Consider the following 13010-nt stretch of genomic DNA (forward strand, 5'->3'; position numbering starts at 1 on the left):
CCACCCACACCCGCGCCCATAACGCCACGGGCCCACCAATCGCCGGCCTCCCAGCCCGAGTCCTCGGCTGACCCACCGCGCAGGCTGAGGAACGCGTGTCACAGGGCGGTGACGTCCCAGGTGCGCGCAAGAGCGGCCGGGCCGGTGGCGTGCACGGGGACGGCAGCTTGCACAGTGGATGTGGTGCCGCCGGCGCGCGTAGGGGGCGGGGCGCGGTGGCGCGACGGTGGTGGAGCCTCTGTGCGGCCACCATGGGAGGCCCCGTCGCGCGCCCTTATCCGGAAGCGCCGGCGGTGCTCGGCGCTCAGCGTGCGTCAGGTGTGGTCGGAGCGGGTGGGTCAGGTGTGATCGATCTCGCCGATGACCTGGGCGTCCAGCTCGCGTTCGAGCAGGGCCATGCCGGAGACGGCGTCAACGTCGGCGTCGGCGTCGTTGAGGGGGTCGACGTCGTCCACGTCGGCGCTCTTGTTGCGTCCCGGGATCGACTCCGGCCAGGCGGAGGCGCCCCCTCGGGCGGCCGGCACGCGCGGGCCCGCCTGGGCGGCCGCCTGCGCCGCCGAACGCGCGGCGGCCCGCCCCTGCCCCCCGCCTCCCGCCGGAGCGGCGGCGACGGTTCGGGTCGGGTCGGGGCCGGGCGGTGCGGCAGGCCCGGGATCGTCGGGGGCCTCGGGCCAGGACTCGTCCGTGGTCGGGCGTCCCGGCGGAGGGGCCGGCGGCTGCGCGGCCTCCTCACCGCCCCTGTCGTCGTGCGGCGCGCCGTGCGACGCCGTACGCCCCTGAGACCCCGGTGTGCCCTGCCCCGCGGCCGGCGGGGCCGTCTGGGCACCGGGCACCGGGCCTCCCGGCGCGCCTCCGTGCGACGGAGGGCGTACGGGGCCCCGCGACGCGGACGGCACCGGCGAGCCGCCCACGACGGCCTCCACCTTCCAGGTGCCGCCGAGCACGTCGCCCAGCACCCCGGCCACCACGGCGTCCTTGCCACCGCCGGTGAAGTTCTTCATGGCGCCGACCTGCGTGAAGCCGAGCGTCACGATGTTGCCTTCCACGCCCACCACCTGGGCGTTGGTGCTCACGTTGGCCCAGACGACGATGCTGCGCTGCTTGAGCGCGGCCAGCACGGCGGGCCACTGGGCCTGCACGGCGCCCGTACCGGACGACGTCGGAGCCCCCTGAAGGGGGCCGCTCTGAGGCGACGGGACAGGAGCAGCACTCGGTGCCGGGCTCCCCGGACGGACCGGCTCCGGCCAGTCGTCCGACGCTGCGGCAGCGGCGGGCTGCGGCGCGGCGACACCACCGCCGTCCACCTCACCGCCTCCAGTGGACGCCGTGCCGGAAGCGACCCCACCAGAGGCCGGTTGACCGGTCTGAGGCGTGCCGTTCACGACAGGGGCGCCGGGCGCGGGCGGCGGAGGGGCCTGGGACGGGGTCGCGCGGGCGGCCATCTGGGCGACGGCGCCGCCGCGTTCGAGACGCTCGATACGGGTGAGCAGCGCCGCCTCACCCTGAGCCGCCCCCGGCAGCAGGACACGCGCGCACATCAGCTCCAGCAGCAGACGCGGCGAGGTCGCGCCGCGCATCTCGGTCAGCCCGGCGTTGAACACCTCGGCCGCTCGGGTCAGCTCGGCCGGCCCCATCGAGGCGGCCTGCTGCACCAGGCGCTCCAGCTCGTCGGCGGGACGGTCTAGCAGCCCGCTGGAGGCCGCCTCGGGGACGTTCGCCAGGATCACCAGGTCACGGAAGCGTTCGAGCAGGTCGGCGGCGAAACGGCGGGGATCGTGGCCGCCCTCGATCACCCGGTTGACCGTGTGGAACACCCGCGCGCCGTCGCGCGCAGCGAACGCGTTGACGACCTCGTCGAGCAGATCGCCGTCGGTGTAGCCGAGCAGCGAGACGGCCTTGGCGTACGTGATGCCGTCGTCGTCGGCCCCGGCGAGGAGCTGGTCGAGGATGGACAACGAGTCACGGGCCGAGCCGGCCCCGGCGCGCACGACGAGGGGCAGCGCGCTCGGCTCGTACGGCACGTCCTCGGAGGTGAGGATCTCCTCCATCAGCGCCCGGAGCGTCGCCGGCGGCATCAGCCGGAACGGATAGTGGTGCGTACGCGACTTGATGGTGCCGATGACCTTTTCCGGCTCCGTCGTCGCGAAGATGAACTTCAGGTGCGGCGGGGGCTCCTCGACGAGCTTGAGCAGCGCGTTGAAACCCTCGCGGGTCACCATGTGCGCCTCGTCGATGATGTAGATCTTGTAGCGCGCGGACACGGGGGCGAAGAAGGCCCGCTCACGCAGGTCGCGCGCGTCGTCGACACCACCGTGGGAGGCGGCGTCGATCTCTATGACGTCGAGGTGGCCGGGCCCGGTCGGGGCGAGCGCGACACACGACTCGCACACACCGCACGGATCGGGCGTGGGACCCTGCTCGCAGTTGAGCGAACGCGCCAGGATGCGGGCGCTGGACGTCTTGCCGCATCCGCGGGGACCGCTGAACAGGTAGGCGTGGTTGATCCGGCCCGTACGCAGCGCCTGCCGGAGCGGGTCAGTGACGTGTTCCTGACCCTTGACCTCGGCGAAGGTCCCGGGTCGGTACTTGCGGTAAAGCGCAAGGCTCATACGACCATCCCGCCTGCGAGGGGGCTCCCAACGAAGAGACCCCCCGCACACCCGCCAGAGCCCGCTTATCCTTGCTGCCTTCCGGCCCTGGGGAGGTTCACAGGATGACGCCGCGCGAGGGGTCCAGTGACAGTCTAGCCGGACGGCGCAGTGCTCGCTCCACCCTGAAGCCGCGGGAAATCGTGGTCCGCACACCCCGGGAAGTCCGGTAAGCTCGTCGGCGGAGGATTCGCCTAGTGGCCGAGGGCGCACGCTTGGAAAGCGTGTATAGGGCAACCTATCGGGGGTTCAAATCCCCCATCCTCCGCGCCTGGTTGAGGCAGTAACACGAAGGGGCCGACCATACCCAGTCGGCCCCTTCGTCGTGTCCAGTCTCAGTTTCAGTCTCAGTTGGCCTCTTCGGCATGACCGGACGGGCAAGTTCCGGTGGAAGCGATCAACACGCCACGCACCCGCGTCATGATGCGGCAGCACCTGTGCATGGTGTGCAGCAGCTCATGCCAGCGCCTCGATGGCCGCTACTGGTGGCTGTTCGTCAACGACCCCGCGGTGTACTTCCGGACAACACCCGGCGGGAGTTCGTCACCGCGCTGTGGCAGGCCGCCTTGACACTCGATCCCGCCCCTTGTACGCCCCCGGTCAGGGCTCCGCCACACGCCCGTGCGCCCCCTGGCCGGGGGTTCAACAAGCTGGGCAGAGAAGTGTCCCTGCTGTCCCCGGCGTCCCTGAGCATGCTTCGACCGGCACCAACACGAGTGGCCCAGGAGGGACAGCCAACAGTCAGCGGTGTTCCTGCTGCCCCTGGACAGAGGGGAGGGTCTCCTTTCGTCAAGCGCCAAGCAGGCCGTCTACCTAGACTTCCGAAGCCGTTTTGTCGGCGATTGCTGCGATCATGCCGCTGACGCAATCAAGGAGCGACCATGGCAGAGGCCCACGAAGAACTCCCCTGTTTCCCCGGCTACGAGACATTAGGTGAGATCTACTGCGTGTCCTTCGTCCGCGATCTCTCTCCAGAGAAAGTCCTCCGCCGGTTCGGCGTGGACGAGGAGAGCCTGGAAGAGGTGGCATTCGACGAGCTGGACTATCGCTCGGTGGAGAGCATGAGGGACGACGCGGCCGGTTACATCGGAGCCGCACGAGTCGGCGACTGGACCGTGGTCATCGAACCAGGGGGATGGCAGATCGCCGTCGACGACAACACCTACGCCCCGGTCTCACGAGGAACCGAGGTCGTGTCGGTCTGCCGCCACAACTACGCCCAGGACACCTTCGCCTACATCGTCGACGGCACACCGGTCGTCTGGTTCGACCCGATGTATCCAGAAGAGCGATCGGGCAGTGATCCAGACCGCTTCGTCGCAAAGATGCGGGAGGTCGGGCTGGATCCCGACCACGACATCGATGGACCGGGGATCGACCACCCGATGGAGAGTTCGTTCGCCTTGGCGAGCAGCATCACCGGTCTCTCGTTTTCGACGGACCTGCGGAGCCTGCGGTTCCTCGGCGCGGAACCCCTTGGAGGGTTGAGCGGCAGCTCGATGCAGAACCAGAATGGCGCTTCGCGAACTCTTTCCGACGTGCTACGCGCGCAAGGTCTGCTGTAACACTGGACGGCTTCGTCAAGCTTCTGAGCCAGATTCCTGCTCGAACTCGGCCTTGCGTCGAGCGAGGTAGGCAGGCCAGTCGGTGCGCGCAGCGATGACGTCATCGATGGAAAGTTTGATCACTCCGCAGAAGCCGACGGAGCAGGCGCGCGGCATGGAGGCGTCGATCAGGGAAATCCCCTCGATCTGATCGTCATCGTTGAAGGTGCAGAGTACGGGGTGGAAAGAGCAGTCTTCGTAGATATCGCCGGGGCTGATACGTCCGGGCCGGTCTCTGGTCACAGAGAAAGTGTGGCGGGTCGTAGCGACAACCCTTGTCTTCAGCGGGTCATGCCAGGCCCGGTGACCACAGCCCCCAGTGTTACAGCAGATCTATCGCCAGGCAGTCTCAATCTCAGCCTCAGTTCGTCCCCGTACGGAGGCGTTCACCGAGGTCAGTGTGAAAGCCGTGACCGCAGCTGGAGACGCTGATGACCGGCGGTGGACGAAGGTCCACAGACTTGGAAAGCGTGTATGGGGCAACCTATCGGGGTTCAAATCCCCCATCCTCCGCCAGCTCGGAAGGGGTGTGCCGCAGTCGCGGCACACCCCTTCCGGCTTTCCAGGCTCAGTCGGCGCTGCTTCAGAACCCGCACTTCCGCTCGGTGAACCGGTGGCGGGCGAACGACGTCATAGCGGCGTGAAACCCATCCATTGGATCAGCGTGGTCACGGCGGCGATTCTCCTTCTCACGGCGGTCGTCCTGGTTCCGGCCACGGTCGGCGAGCCTGCGCGATCGGTACCGGCCTCGTGTCCACAACGATGGGACAGCGACGAGATCGGCCACTGGGTGCCGGCCGCCGCCGATCTCGACGGGGTCGAGGAATCACTTGTGCCCGGTACGCCGACAAGCGCGTTGATCTGCGCCTACCCCGGGCAGAACTCGGCTCCGGGCGGGGAGTCGCTCGCCGGATCACGCACCTTGACCGACCAGGCCAGGTCGATGGCCTACGACCTGGGATACCTTCCGGTCACCACCGATCGCGTCGAGAAGGCGTGCACGTTGATGGGCGGGCAGATGACGAACTACCTCATCCGGTTCGCCTACCCCGACGGCCAGGCGCTGTGGGTGGGCAGCGCCGAAGAGGTCAACTCCTGCGTGACGACCACCAACGGCACGATCGTCAGCGATTCCTACGTCGGGCCCGGCATCACCGCCGCCTACCGCACCGGAACCTGGAGACTTCCCCAGCCCGAGGACCCTTGCGACCCGGCGACCGGACGGCGAGGGCAGGACGCGGAAATAGTGCCCGATGAGCCGATCACGGTGCTGGTCTGCCGAGACGAACCAGGCGGGACCTCCACCCCCCGCCCGTCCCGCGGGCTGGAGCATGGAGAGCAGCAGGCGCGTGAGCTGGCGGCGGACCTGAACTCGCTGGACACCGAACCCGGCGGGAACACGTGCCGGGGAGTCGGTGGTGGCCGAGGGGAGATGCTCACTCTGCACTTCGGTTATGAGGAGGGACCTCCGGCCTGGGTGCGGATCATTCCCCATTGCCGCCCGTCGGTGAGCAACGGGGTGCTCGCGGGGAATCTGGACGATGCACTTCTCGGCCGGATAGGGCGGCTCGCGCCGCTCGCCTGACGCCCCCCGTTCCGGCAAAGCGTCAGACCTGTTCGAAGTGGAACGCCTTGATGAAGCAGTCGCGGGGCTGGGCCACGGCGAAGAGGATGCAGTCCACGAGTGACTGTGCGGTGAGGGCGCTCTTGGCGTCGCGTGGCGTGCTTTCCCACTTCTCGGAGAGCGGGTCAGGGTTGTCGAAGTCGGGCGGGTAGAGGGAGATCACCCGGACCCCCTGGGGCCGCAGGCGCTTGGAAAGGATCTCGGTGAACCCCGCCTGGGCGCTCTTGGCCGCGTAGAAGGCGTCGTGCGCGTCCGAGCGGTGGTGACCGGCCGTTCCGCAGGCGGAGACCATGGTCACCACGTCCGGCTTGTCCGAGTTGAGGAGGAGAGGGAGGAAGTTCTTCACGGTCAGGACGGTGCCGGTGGCGCCGGACGCGATGGTGTCGACGACGTCGGCGTCGGAGGCGGACTGCAGGGCCGGTCCTGAGAGGTAGCGGGAGCCGTTGTTGATCAGTACGTCGATGCGGTCGGTGTGCCGGGCGACGCCGGCGGCGAAGTCGCGGATCGAGGCCGGGACCGTCAGGTCGCAGGCGAAGGCGTGGACCTGCTGGTGCCCTCGGCCGCGAATCTCGTCGCGGACACGTTCAGCGGCGGCGAGAGTGCGCGCGGAGAGGAAGACCTCGGCGCCGAGGTCCGCGAGACGGATGGCCAGAGTGCGTCCGAAGTCGCGGCCGGCGGCGGTGATGACCACGCGGTGATCGTCGAATCTCATGTCGGTGCTCCCTGTTCGTAGAGTGAGCGCGACGCGAGCGTACGACCGGCGGGTGTCGTAGAGCATGCTGCCTCCAGGCACCCCCACGACACGAAGGACATCAGTGACCCGCATGCTCCGCCACCTCGACGAAGAGCTCTACGCGCAGTACGGAAGCCTCTGCCTCTACGGTGTCACCGACGACTGCCTGGAGTTCCGCGACAACGTGTCGGAGAGCTACCACGCGTACGTCACCGTCCACCTGGAGGCGTGGGACACCGAGCCGCCGGAGCTCGGGGCCGACTGGAGGCCGATCGAGCGGACGGAATTCACGGCCGTCACCGGAGTGATCCAGATGGGCGTGGTGGAAGACGGCGGCCACGACTTCCTGATCGGCCCTCCCCTCTTCGAGCAACGGCGCGGACCCGGTCGCCCGCACGTTCAACGTGCATCGTGAGGATTCGGTCTCCCGAGCGTTGAACCCCGATCACGCGCCCACCTTCCGGATCTCCTCGCAGGAGCTCGACCTCCGTGACAAGCGACCGGGCGGCACCTGCCGGATGTGGCGCTGGGAGAGGGAGACCGCCGACGGCGAGCCGGAGGACGGCAACCTTCTGACGGGCAGGATCGTGCACGTCCGCGACCTCCACGGCGGCCGAGTCCTCGCCTCGGGCATCGTGACGATACTCAGCGCGGAGGACGGGCGTCACGACGTCCGCGACGCCGAATTCCACGAGGCCGCCCGGGTGCTCTGCGCCGAGGAAACCTGGCCGCGCGTGAGTTCAGTCGTACGGTGCCGGGCGCCTTCAAACGCCGCCCATGTCCGTCGCCGTCCCTGGAGGAACCGCCGCGGGACACCTGGGTGGAGGAGTTCTTCGACTGGCTGGATCCGGTCGTCCGCGCCGGTCACGGCCTGTACCTCTGGATTTGAGCGTCCCGGCTGTCCAGTACGAAAGGGGTGCGCCGTGGTGACGGCGCACCCCTGAGCAGGTCGGCGGAGCTCCCTCCGGCCTGCGCTACCGTTGAGCCGAGTCCGGCACACTGATCCTGTGCCGGACTCAGCCCAAGAGAACGCGGGCGTTCACGGAGTTCGGCCGGTTTCTAGCTCTTGCTCCAGATCGCGGCGATGACGCCGTCCTCGGAGCTCAGGATCTGCGGCTGGTAGCCGAGCGCCTTCATCTGGGCCGACTTGGCCGCGTAGGTCACCTTGGACAGGCTCAGGTGCTCCTTCAGGCCCGTCGAGCCGCCCTTGCTCCACACGGTGGTGTACAGCTTGCCGGGCTCGACGGCCATGAGGACCGGGCGCAGGCCCTGCTTCGCCTTCGCCAGCAGTTCCTGGCCGCGCTGCTCCACGGTCTGGCCGAGCGTCACCTGGACGGTGCCCGCGACGGCGCCGGTCACCCAGACGGCGGCGTAGAGGGGCCTTTCGACCGTGCCGTACACGTCCAGCGACGCGAGACTGTAACCGGCGGCGCCGAGCTCGGCGTTGACCTTCGTGAAGGTCTCTCTGCTCATGCTCAGCTGCGACTTGACCAGCTGAGTGGTCTTCTCGAAGACCACCGCGAAGACCGCGCCCACGCCGGCACCGGTAGCGGTGATCAGCTTGGGCTGGAAGCCCGCCGCCGCCTGCTCCTGGATGCGCTTGGGCAGGTCCGTGGCCGACAGGCCCTGCAGGACGTTCACCTTGCGGGTGGTGTCCCTGGTCCACAGGGACATGTACTGCGGATTGGCCGCGTTCGTCACGTTCAGTGCCGTGGGAACGTAACCCTTGCTCCGGAGCTCCTTGATGCGCTGGATCAGCTTCGAGCCGCTGAGCGCGTCGAGGGAGAGCCAGTCCAGCGGCTTCTGCGCGGTCTGAGCGGCCGTGGCGGGCTGCGCGGCCATCGCCGGCGAGGCGAGGCCCAGCAGGGGCGCGGTGGCGGTCGCCACGGCAGCGGCCAGAACAGCCATCTTCTTTGCGTTCCTCATGTTCCTCCTAAGGAGTAAAGGCCACCCCAATTGGGGACAAGTGGGGACCATAACAGAGGATGAGGACGCGGCAACCAATAGTTACGACGATCGTGACATGGCTGTGTCAAATCTTCCGACCACCCGAAGGGGGCTCCGGTCAGGAGGCTCCAGTGATCTTGATGGCGCCGGAGTCGCTGGACAGGGTGAGCGAGCGCGGGGCCGAGGCGTCGTGCGGGGTGCCGATCTCCTTGCGGCCCGAGTCGGTCGTCGTGACGATGTTGTACGGCCCGCCCGGCACGCGCACCTCCGTGCTCCCGGAGTCGGCCGACGTCTCGACCTTGTCCGGCTGAGCGGCGAAGGCGAGCGTGATGGCGCCCGAGTCGCTCTCCATGACGACCTGGCGGGAGGCCAGTCCGCTGCCCTCGATCGAGCCCGAGTCGCTGGTGACGTCCAGGTCGCCGGACAGGTCGCGCAGCGTCACGTTCCCGGAGTCGCTGACGGCGGTGACACGCAGGCCCTTGGGGATCTCGACCTCGTAGCCGACGTCGCAGCTCCCGCCGCCCAGCCAGCCGCCGCCGGGGCAGCCGAACCCGAGCACCAGCGTGTCACCCTGCGTCTCGTGCGTGGCCTCGGGCTTGCTCCTGCGCCAGCTGAGGCGCTCGGTCACGTGGACGCCCTGCCGGTCCGACTCGACGACCTCGATGCCGCCCGCGTCGGCCTCGATCCGGATCGCGCTCACCTTGTCGGTGACGTCGTACGACACCGTGTCCTTCTCGAGCGCGCCGGCGAGGCCGCACCCCGACACCAGCGCCGCGAGCGCCACCGAACCTGCGACCACACCGAAGCTCCTCATGCGCACGAGTCTCCCGGAACCGGGCAGGCACGGCGTCCGGGACGTCCCTGAACGCCCCCTGACAGCGCCCCCGGGATCGGCCTCCTACCAGGCGACCGGAAGCGCGTGCACGCCGAAGAAGTTCGACCTGGTCCGCAGCGGCACCTCCTCGGACGAGCGCGCCCGACAATCCGGTCGGCGACGGCCTGCTCTCCTGGGTGAACGAGGAGGAGATCGCCCGCATCCGCACGCTGATGTCGTGGCCGTCCCGCACCGCTCCATCCTGAAATCCCTTGCGGACGCGGCCGGGCGGTGCCTACGGTCGCCGGATGACGGTGGAGTACACCTGGCGGGGCCGGTTCGAGAACGCGGCGCTCAACGCGCTGCACGCCGAAGGATTCGGCCATGAGCCGCTGGACGACGACTGGTGGGGTCAGGTCAACCGGCACAGCCTCGGGTGGGTGTGCGCGACCGAGTCCGGCAGGCTGGCCGGCTTCGTCAACGTGGCCTGGGACGGCGGCGTGCACGCGTTCGTCCTCGACACGCTCGTGTCGCGCGGGCTGCGGCGGGCCGGCGTCGGTACGCGGCTCGTCGCCGTCGCCGCCGCGAACGCCCGGGAGGCCGGCTGCGAGTGGCTGCACGTCGACTTCGACGACGAGCTGAAGGACTTCTACTTCGGCGCCTGCGGGTTCCGGCCGACGAACGCGGGCCTCATCGCCCTGTGACGCTTTTCCCCGGAGCCTTTTCCGGTGAAAGCTCCGGGCCCTGATGCCGGCCCGTTATGCGACCGTGCCCTGACGTCGGCACATACCCAGTGCGCATTTGCCGCCCTCGTCACTCCCGTTCACGATCCCGAGGGAGGAGGCGAGATGTCCGAGTCGTATGACGTCGAGGTGATGCCGCCGTCCGTCGCCGTGGCCCGGTTCTGCATGTGGGCGCAGGCGATCCTGGGGCTGGTCGGGGTGTCGCTGCTGGTCGCCCTGCTGGGCGGCGCGCTCCCCGTCGCGCAGGCCGGCCTGCTGGTGGCGGGGCTGGCCGTCCCGCTGGCGACGCTGCTGCTGATCGCGTTCCTGGCGTTGCGGATGCGTTCGCGGCGCGGCTGGGTCCGTACGGCGGGGCTGGTGGTGGAGCTGCTGATGACCCTGCTGGGTCTCTGGCAGCTCGTGGGCGACGTGACCGTCGGCAACCTGCTGGGCGTGCTCACGGCCGGGGCGGTGTTCGGGCTGCTGTGCCGGCAGTCGTCGGCGACGTGGTTCGACCGCTGACCAGCGCGGCGACGTTCTCGCTCTGCGTATTCGTCCCGTTACGGGGAAGAACCGCGGAATGCAGTTCGACGACGACGCGCGGCTCGACCCCTCGCAGGTCGAGGACGCCAGGGCCTCCGGTCCGTCGCCCCGTGGCGGCCCCGGCGGGATGCCCGGCGGCTGCATGCTGCCCATCGGCCGCCGGGGCGGCTGCGGCGGCTGCCTCCTGCTGATCCTCGCGGCCGTCGGGATGTTGTTGTTCGGGGTGGTGCCCTCGCCGTTCCCCGGCGAGGAGGACGGGCAGCAGGGCGGCGGCCGGATGCCGAGCCCGCCGCCGACCTCTGAGCCCTCCCCCACCGGCAACCTCGCCGAACGCTGCCGGACGGGCGCCGACGCCGACCAGTCGGAGGACTGCCGCATCGTCGGCACGGTCAACAGCATCCAGTCGTACTGGCGGCAGGCGTTCGCCGAACAGGGCCGGACGTACACGCCGGCCAGGACCGTGCTGTTCTCGCAGGCGGTCGAGACGGCCTGCGGCGTGGCCGACTCGTCCGTGGGCCCGTTCTACTGTCCGGCCGACCGCAAGGTCTACCTGGACCTGTCGTTCTTCAACATGCTCCAGCGGGACTTCGGGGCCGAGGGCGGCCCGTTCGCCCAGGCGTACGTCGTCGCCCACGAGTACGGCCACCACGTCCAGAACCTGCTCGGCACCATGAACCGGGTCGGCAACGACAACCGCCCCGGCGCCGGCAGCCCGTCGGTGCGCCTCGAGCTCCAGGCCGACTGCTACGCCGGCGTCTGGGCGCACAACGCGGTCAAGACCGGCTTCTACGAGGCGCCGTTCACGCAGGCCGACATCGACCAGGCGCTGAGCGCCGCCGCGGCGGTCGGCGACGACAGCATCCAGCGCCGCTCGCAGGGCCGCGTGACCCCCGACGCCTTCACGCACGGCACCTCCGAGCAGCGCACGAGGTGGTTCGGCGTCGGGTACGACACCGGCGACCCGACGCGCTGCGACACCTTCAGCGGCCGCATCTGACGTCATTTCGCGGCTTTTCTGGGAAGTCGTCCTTGCGACGATGACCCAGAAGGGACGTCAGCATGGACTTCAGGGACCAGGCCGACCTCGACCCCTCCCAGGTCGAGGACGCGGGCGGCAGTGGCGGCGGTTTCTCGGGCCCACCGGGCGGCATGATCATCGGCGGCGGCGGCATCGTCAGCCTGATCGTGTTCGTGCTCGTGATGGTCCTCAACAACATGGGCGGCGGCGCCGAGCCCGCCCAGCAGCGGCCTCCGTCCGACCTGTCGCAGCAGTGCCGGACCGGCAAGGACGCCGACCAGTCGGAGCGGTGCCGGGTGGTGGGCGTGGTCAACAGCATCCAGGACTACTGGAAGCAGGAAATATCCGAATATCGGGTGGCGAAGACCGTTCTGTACACCGGCCAGGTCCGCACCGCCTGCGGCTCCGCCGACTCCTCCGCCGGTCCGTTCTACTGCCCCGGCGACCGCCGCGTCTACCTCGACCTGAGCTTCTTCGACCAGCTCCACCGCCAGTTCGGCGCCCAGGGCGGCCCCTTCGCCCAGGCGTACGTGATCGCCCACGAGTACGGCCACCACGTGCAGAACCTGCTCGGCGCGCTCGACGCGGGCAGCTCCGTCCCCGTCGAGCTGCAGGCCGACTGCTATGCCGGCGTCTGGGCGCACAACGCGACCTCGACCGGCTTCTACGCCAAGCCCTTCACCCGGACGGAGATCGCCCAGGCCCTCGACGCCGCGGCGGCCGTGGGCGACGACAGGATCCAGCAGCGCACCATGGGCAGGGTCGACCCGGAATCGTTCACCCACGGCAGCTCCGCGCAACGCGTCGAAGCGTTCGAGCGCGGCTACGAGAACGGCTCCCCAGGTGAATGCGCCCTCGATGACCTGGGCTGATGGCGCCGGACAACGCAAGTCATCGGATTCTCTCCTAAAATCGGGGGGGTGATCTTCAAGCTTGTCGGCGACGGACGCCCTTATCCCGACCACGGTCTGACCCCCAAGGAGTGGGCTCAGATCCCGCCACGGCAGGTCCGGCTCGACTCGTTGATCACCACGAAGGCCATGCTGGACCTGCACTCTCTCCTGGCCGCCGACTCCACCTTCTACGGCGACCTGTTCCCCCATGTCGTGCAGTGGCAGGGCGAGCTCTACCTCGAGGACGGCCTGCACCGCGCCCTGCGCGCCGCCCTGCACCAGCGTTCGATCCTGCACGCGAGGGTCCTCGACCTGCCCGCCTGAGCAAGGAAAGCGAAAGGGCCCCCGAGATCTCGGGGGCCCTTTCGGCTGTGGCGGTGGTGGTGGGATTTGAACCCACGGATGAGTTGCCCCATCACACGCTTTCGAGGCGTGCGCCCTCGGCCACTAGGCGACACCACCGC

At 69.2% G+C, this 13010-nt stretch carries 13 protein-coding genes, 2 tRNA genes and 1 other RNA gene; 9 read left to right on the top strand and 7 right to left on the bottom strand.

All coding sequences use genetic code 11. The features are described from left to right. Nucleotides 1-338: 338 nt before the first annotated feature. Both C1J01_RS03870 and ffs read right to left on the bottom strand, forming a co-directional pair. Nucleotides 339-2609: a DNA polymerase III subunit gamma and tau gene (locus C1J01_RS03870; RefSeq protein ID WP_111176039.1), complete on the bottom strand. Its 2271-nt coding sequence runs from the start codon at nt 2607-2609 to the stop codon at nt 339-341. Nucleotides 2610-2640: 31 nt separating this feature from the next. Then, nucleotides 2641-2736, bottom strand: an RNA gene (gene ffs / locus C1J01_RS03875) — signal recognition particle sRNA small type. Nucleotides 2737-2831: 95 nt separating this feature from the next. Between ffs and C1J01_RS03880 the strand changes: the two genes are divergently transcribed. Together C1J01_RS03880 and C1J01_RS03885 are read left to right on the top strand one after the other, a co-directional pair. Then, nucleotides 2832-2916, top strand: a tRNA-Ser gene (locus tag C1J01_RS03880). A 613-nt stretch (nt 2917-3529) separates the two neighbouring features. Then, nucleotides 3530-4213, top strand: coding sequence for a DUF6461 domain-containing protein (locus tag C1J01_RS03885; protein ID WP_181448564.1), 684 nt, complete (start codon nt 3530-3532; stop codon nt 4211-4213). 15 nt (nt 4214-4228) lie between these two features. Here the strand turns inward: C1J01_RS03885 and C1J01_RS03890 are convergent, their stop codons facing one another. Then, nucleotides 4229-4495, bottom strand: coding sequence for a hypothetical protein (locus tag C1J01_RS03890; protein ID WP_111176041.1), 267 nt, complete (start codon nt 4493-4495; stop codon nt 4229-4231). A gap of 370 nt (nt 4496-4865) precedes the next feature. Here C1J01_RS03890 and C1J01_RS03895 point away from each other — a divergent pair, with 370 nt between their 5' ends. Next, nucleotides 4866-5837, top strand: a complete 972-nt coding sequence (locus C1J01_RS03895; RefSeq protein WP_146615461.1) for a hypothetical protein — start codon at nt 4866-4868, stop codon at nt 5835-5837. Nucleotides 5838-5859: 22 nt separating this feature from the next. On the opposite strand, the gene C1J01_RS03900 is transcribed toward C1J01_RS03895, so the two are convergent. Next, nucleotides 5860-6588 carry an SDR family oxidoreductase gene (locus C1J01_RS03900; protein ID WP_111176045.1) on the bottom strand — a complete coding sequence of 243 codons (729 nt, stop codon included), beginning with the start codon at nt 6586-6588 and terminating at the stop codon, nt 5860-5862. Nucleotides 6589-6691: 103 nt separating this feature from the next. On the opposite strand from C1J01_RS03900, the gene C1J01_RS03905 reads away from it, so the two are divergent. After that, entirely contained in the window at nt 6692-7024 is a 333-nt protein-coding gene (locus C1J01_RS03905) for a hypothetical protein (protein WP_146615462.1), read from the top strand. 644 nt (nt 7025-7668) lie between these two features. Here the strand turns inward: C1J01_RS03905 and C1J01_RS03910 are convergent. Next, on the bottom strand, nt 7669-8535 hold the full coding sequence (locus C1J01_RS03910; RefSeq protein WP_146615463.1) for a hypothetical protein: 867 nt from the start codon (nt 8533-8535) through the stop codon (nt 7669-7671). A gap of 139 nt (nt 8536-8674) precedes the next feature. Continuing rightward, nucleotides 8675-9370 (bottom strand): DUF4097 family beta strand repeat-containing protein, encoded by a 696-nt coding sequence (locus C1J01_RS03915; RefSeq protein WP_146615464.1) that lies wholly within the window; start codon nt 9368-9370, stop codon nt 8675-8677. A gap of 308 nt (nt 9371-9678) precedes the next feature. On the opposite strand from C1J01_RS03915, the gene C1J01_RS03920 reads away from it, so the two are divergent. From C1J01_RS03920 to C1J01_RS03940, 5 genes are all read left to right on the top strand, one after another. After that, entirely contained in the window at nt 9679-10074 is a 396-nt protein-coding gene (locus C1J01_RS03920) for a GNAT family N-acetyltransferase (protein ID WP_111176053.1), read from the top strand. Between the two features lie 144 nt (nt 10075-10218). Then, nucleotides 10219-10614: a hypothetical protein gene (locus tag C1J01_RS49545; protein ID WP_111176055.1), complete on the top strand. Its 396-nt coding sequence runs from the start codon at nt 10219-10221 to the stop codon at nt 10612-10614. A 58-nt stretch (nt 10615-10672) separates the two neighbouring features. Further along, nucleotides 10673-11632, top strand: coding sequence for a KPN_02809 family neutral zinc metallopeptidase (gene ypfJ / locus C1J01_RS03930; RefSeq protein ID WP_111176057.1), 960 nt, complete (start codon nt 10673-10675; stop codon nt 11630-11632). A gap of 62 nt (nt 11633-11694) precedes the next feature. Next, nucleotides 11695-12525: a KPN_02809 family neutral zinc metallopeptidase gene (ypfJ, locus tag C1J01_RS03935; protein WP_111176059.1), complete on the top strand. Its 831-nt coding sequence runs from the start codon at nt 11695-11697 to the stop codon at nt 12523-12525. 48 nt (nt 12526-12573) lie between these two features. Beyond that, complete coding sequence (locus tag C1J01_RS03940; RefSeq protein ID WP_111176061.1) at nt 12574-12870, top strand: type II toxin-antitoxin system VapB family antitoxin; 297 nt, start codon at nt 12574-12576, stop codon at nt 12868-12870. Nucleotides 12871-12918: 48 nt separating this feature from the next. Here C1J01_RS03940 and C1J01_RS03945 read toward each other — a convergent pair. Next, nucleotides 12919-13008 (bottom strand) — tRNA-Ser (locus tag C1J01_RS03945). Nucleotides 13009-13010 lie beyond the last annotated feature (2 nt).

It is taken from the genome of Nonomuraea aridisoli (genome assembly GCF_003236395.1).
GTDB classification, from domain to species: Bacteria; Actinomycetota; Actinomycetes; order Streptosporangiales; family Streptosporangiaceae; genus Nonomuraea; species Nonomuraea aridisoli.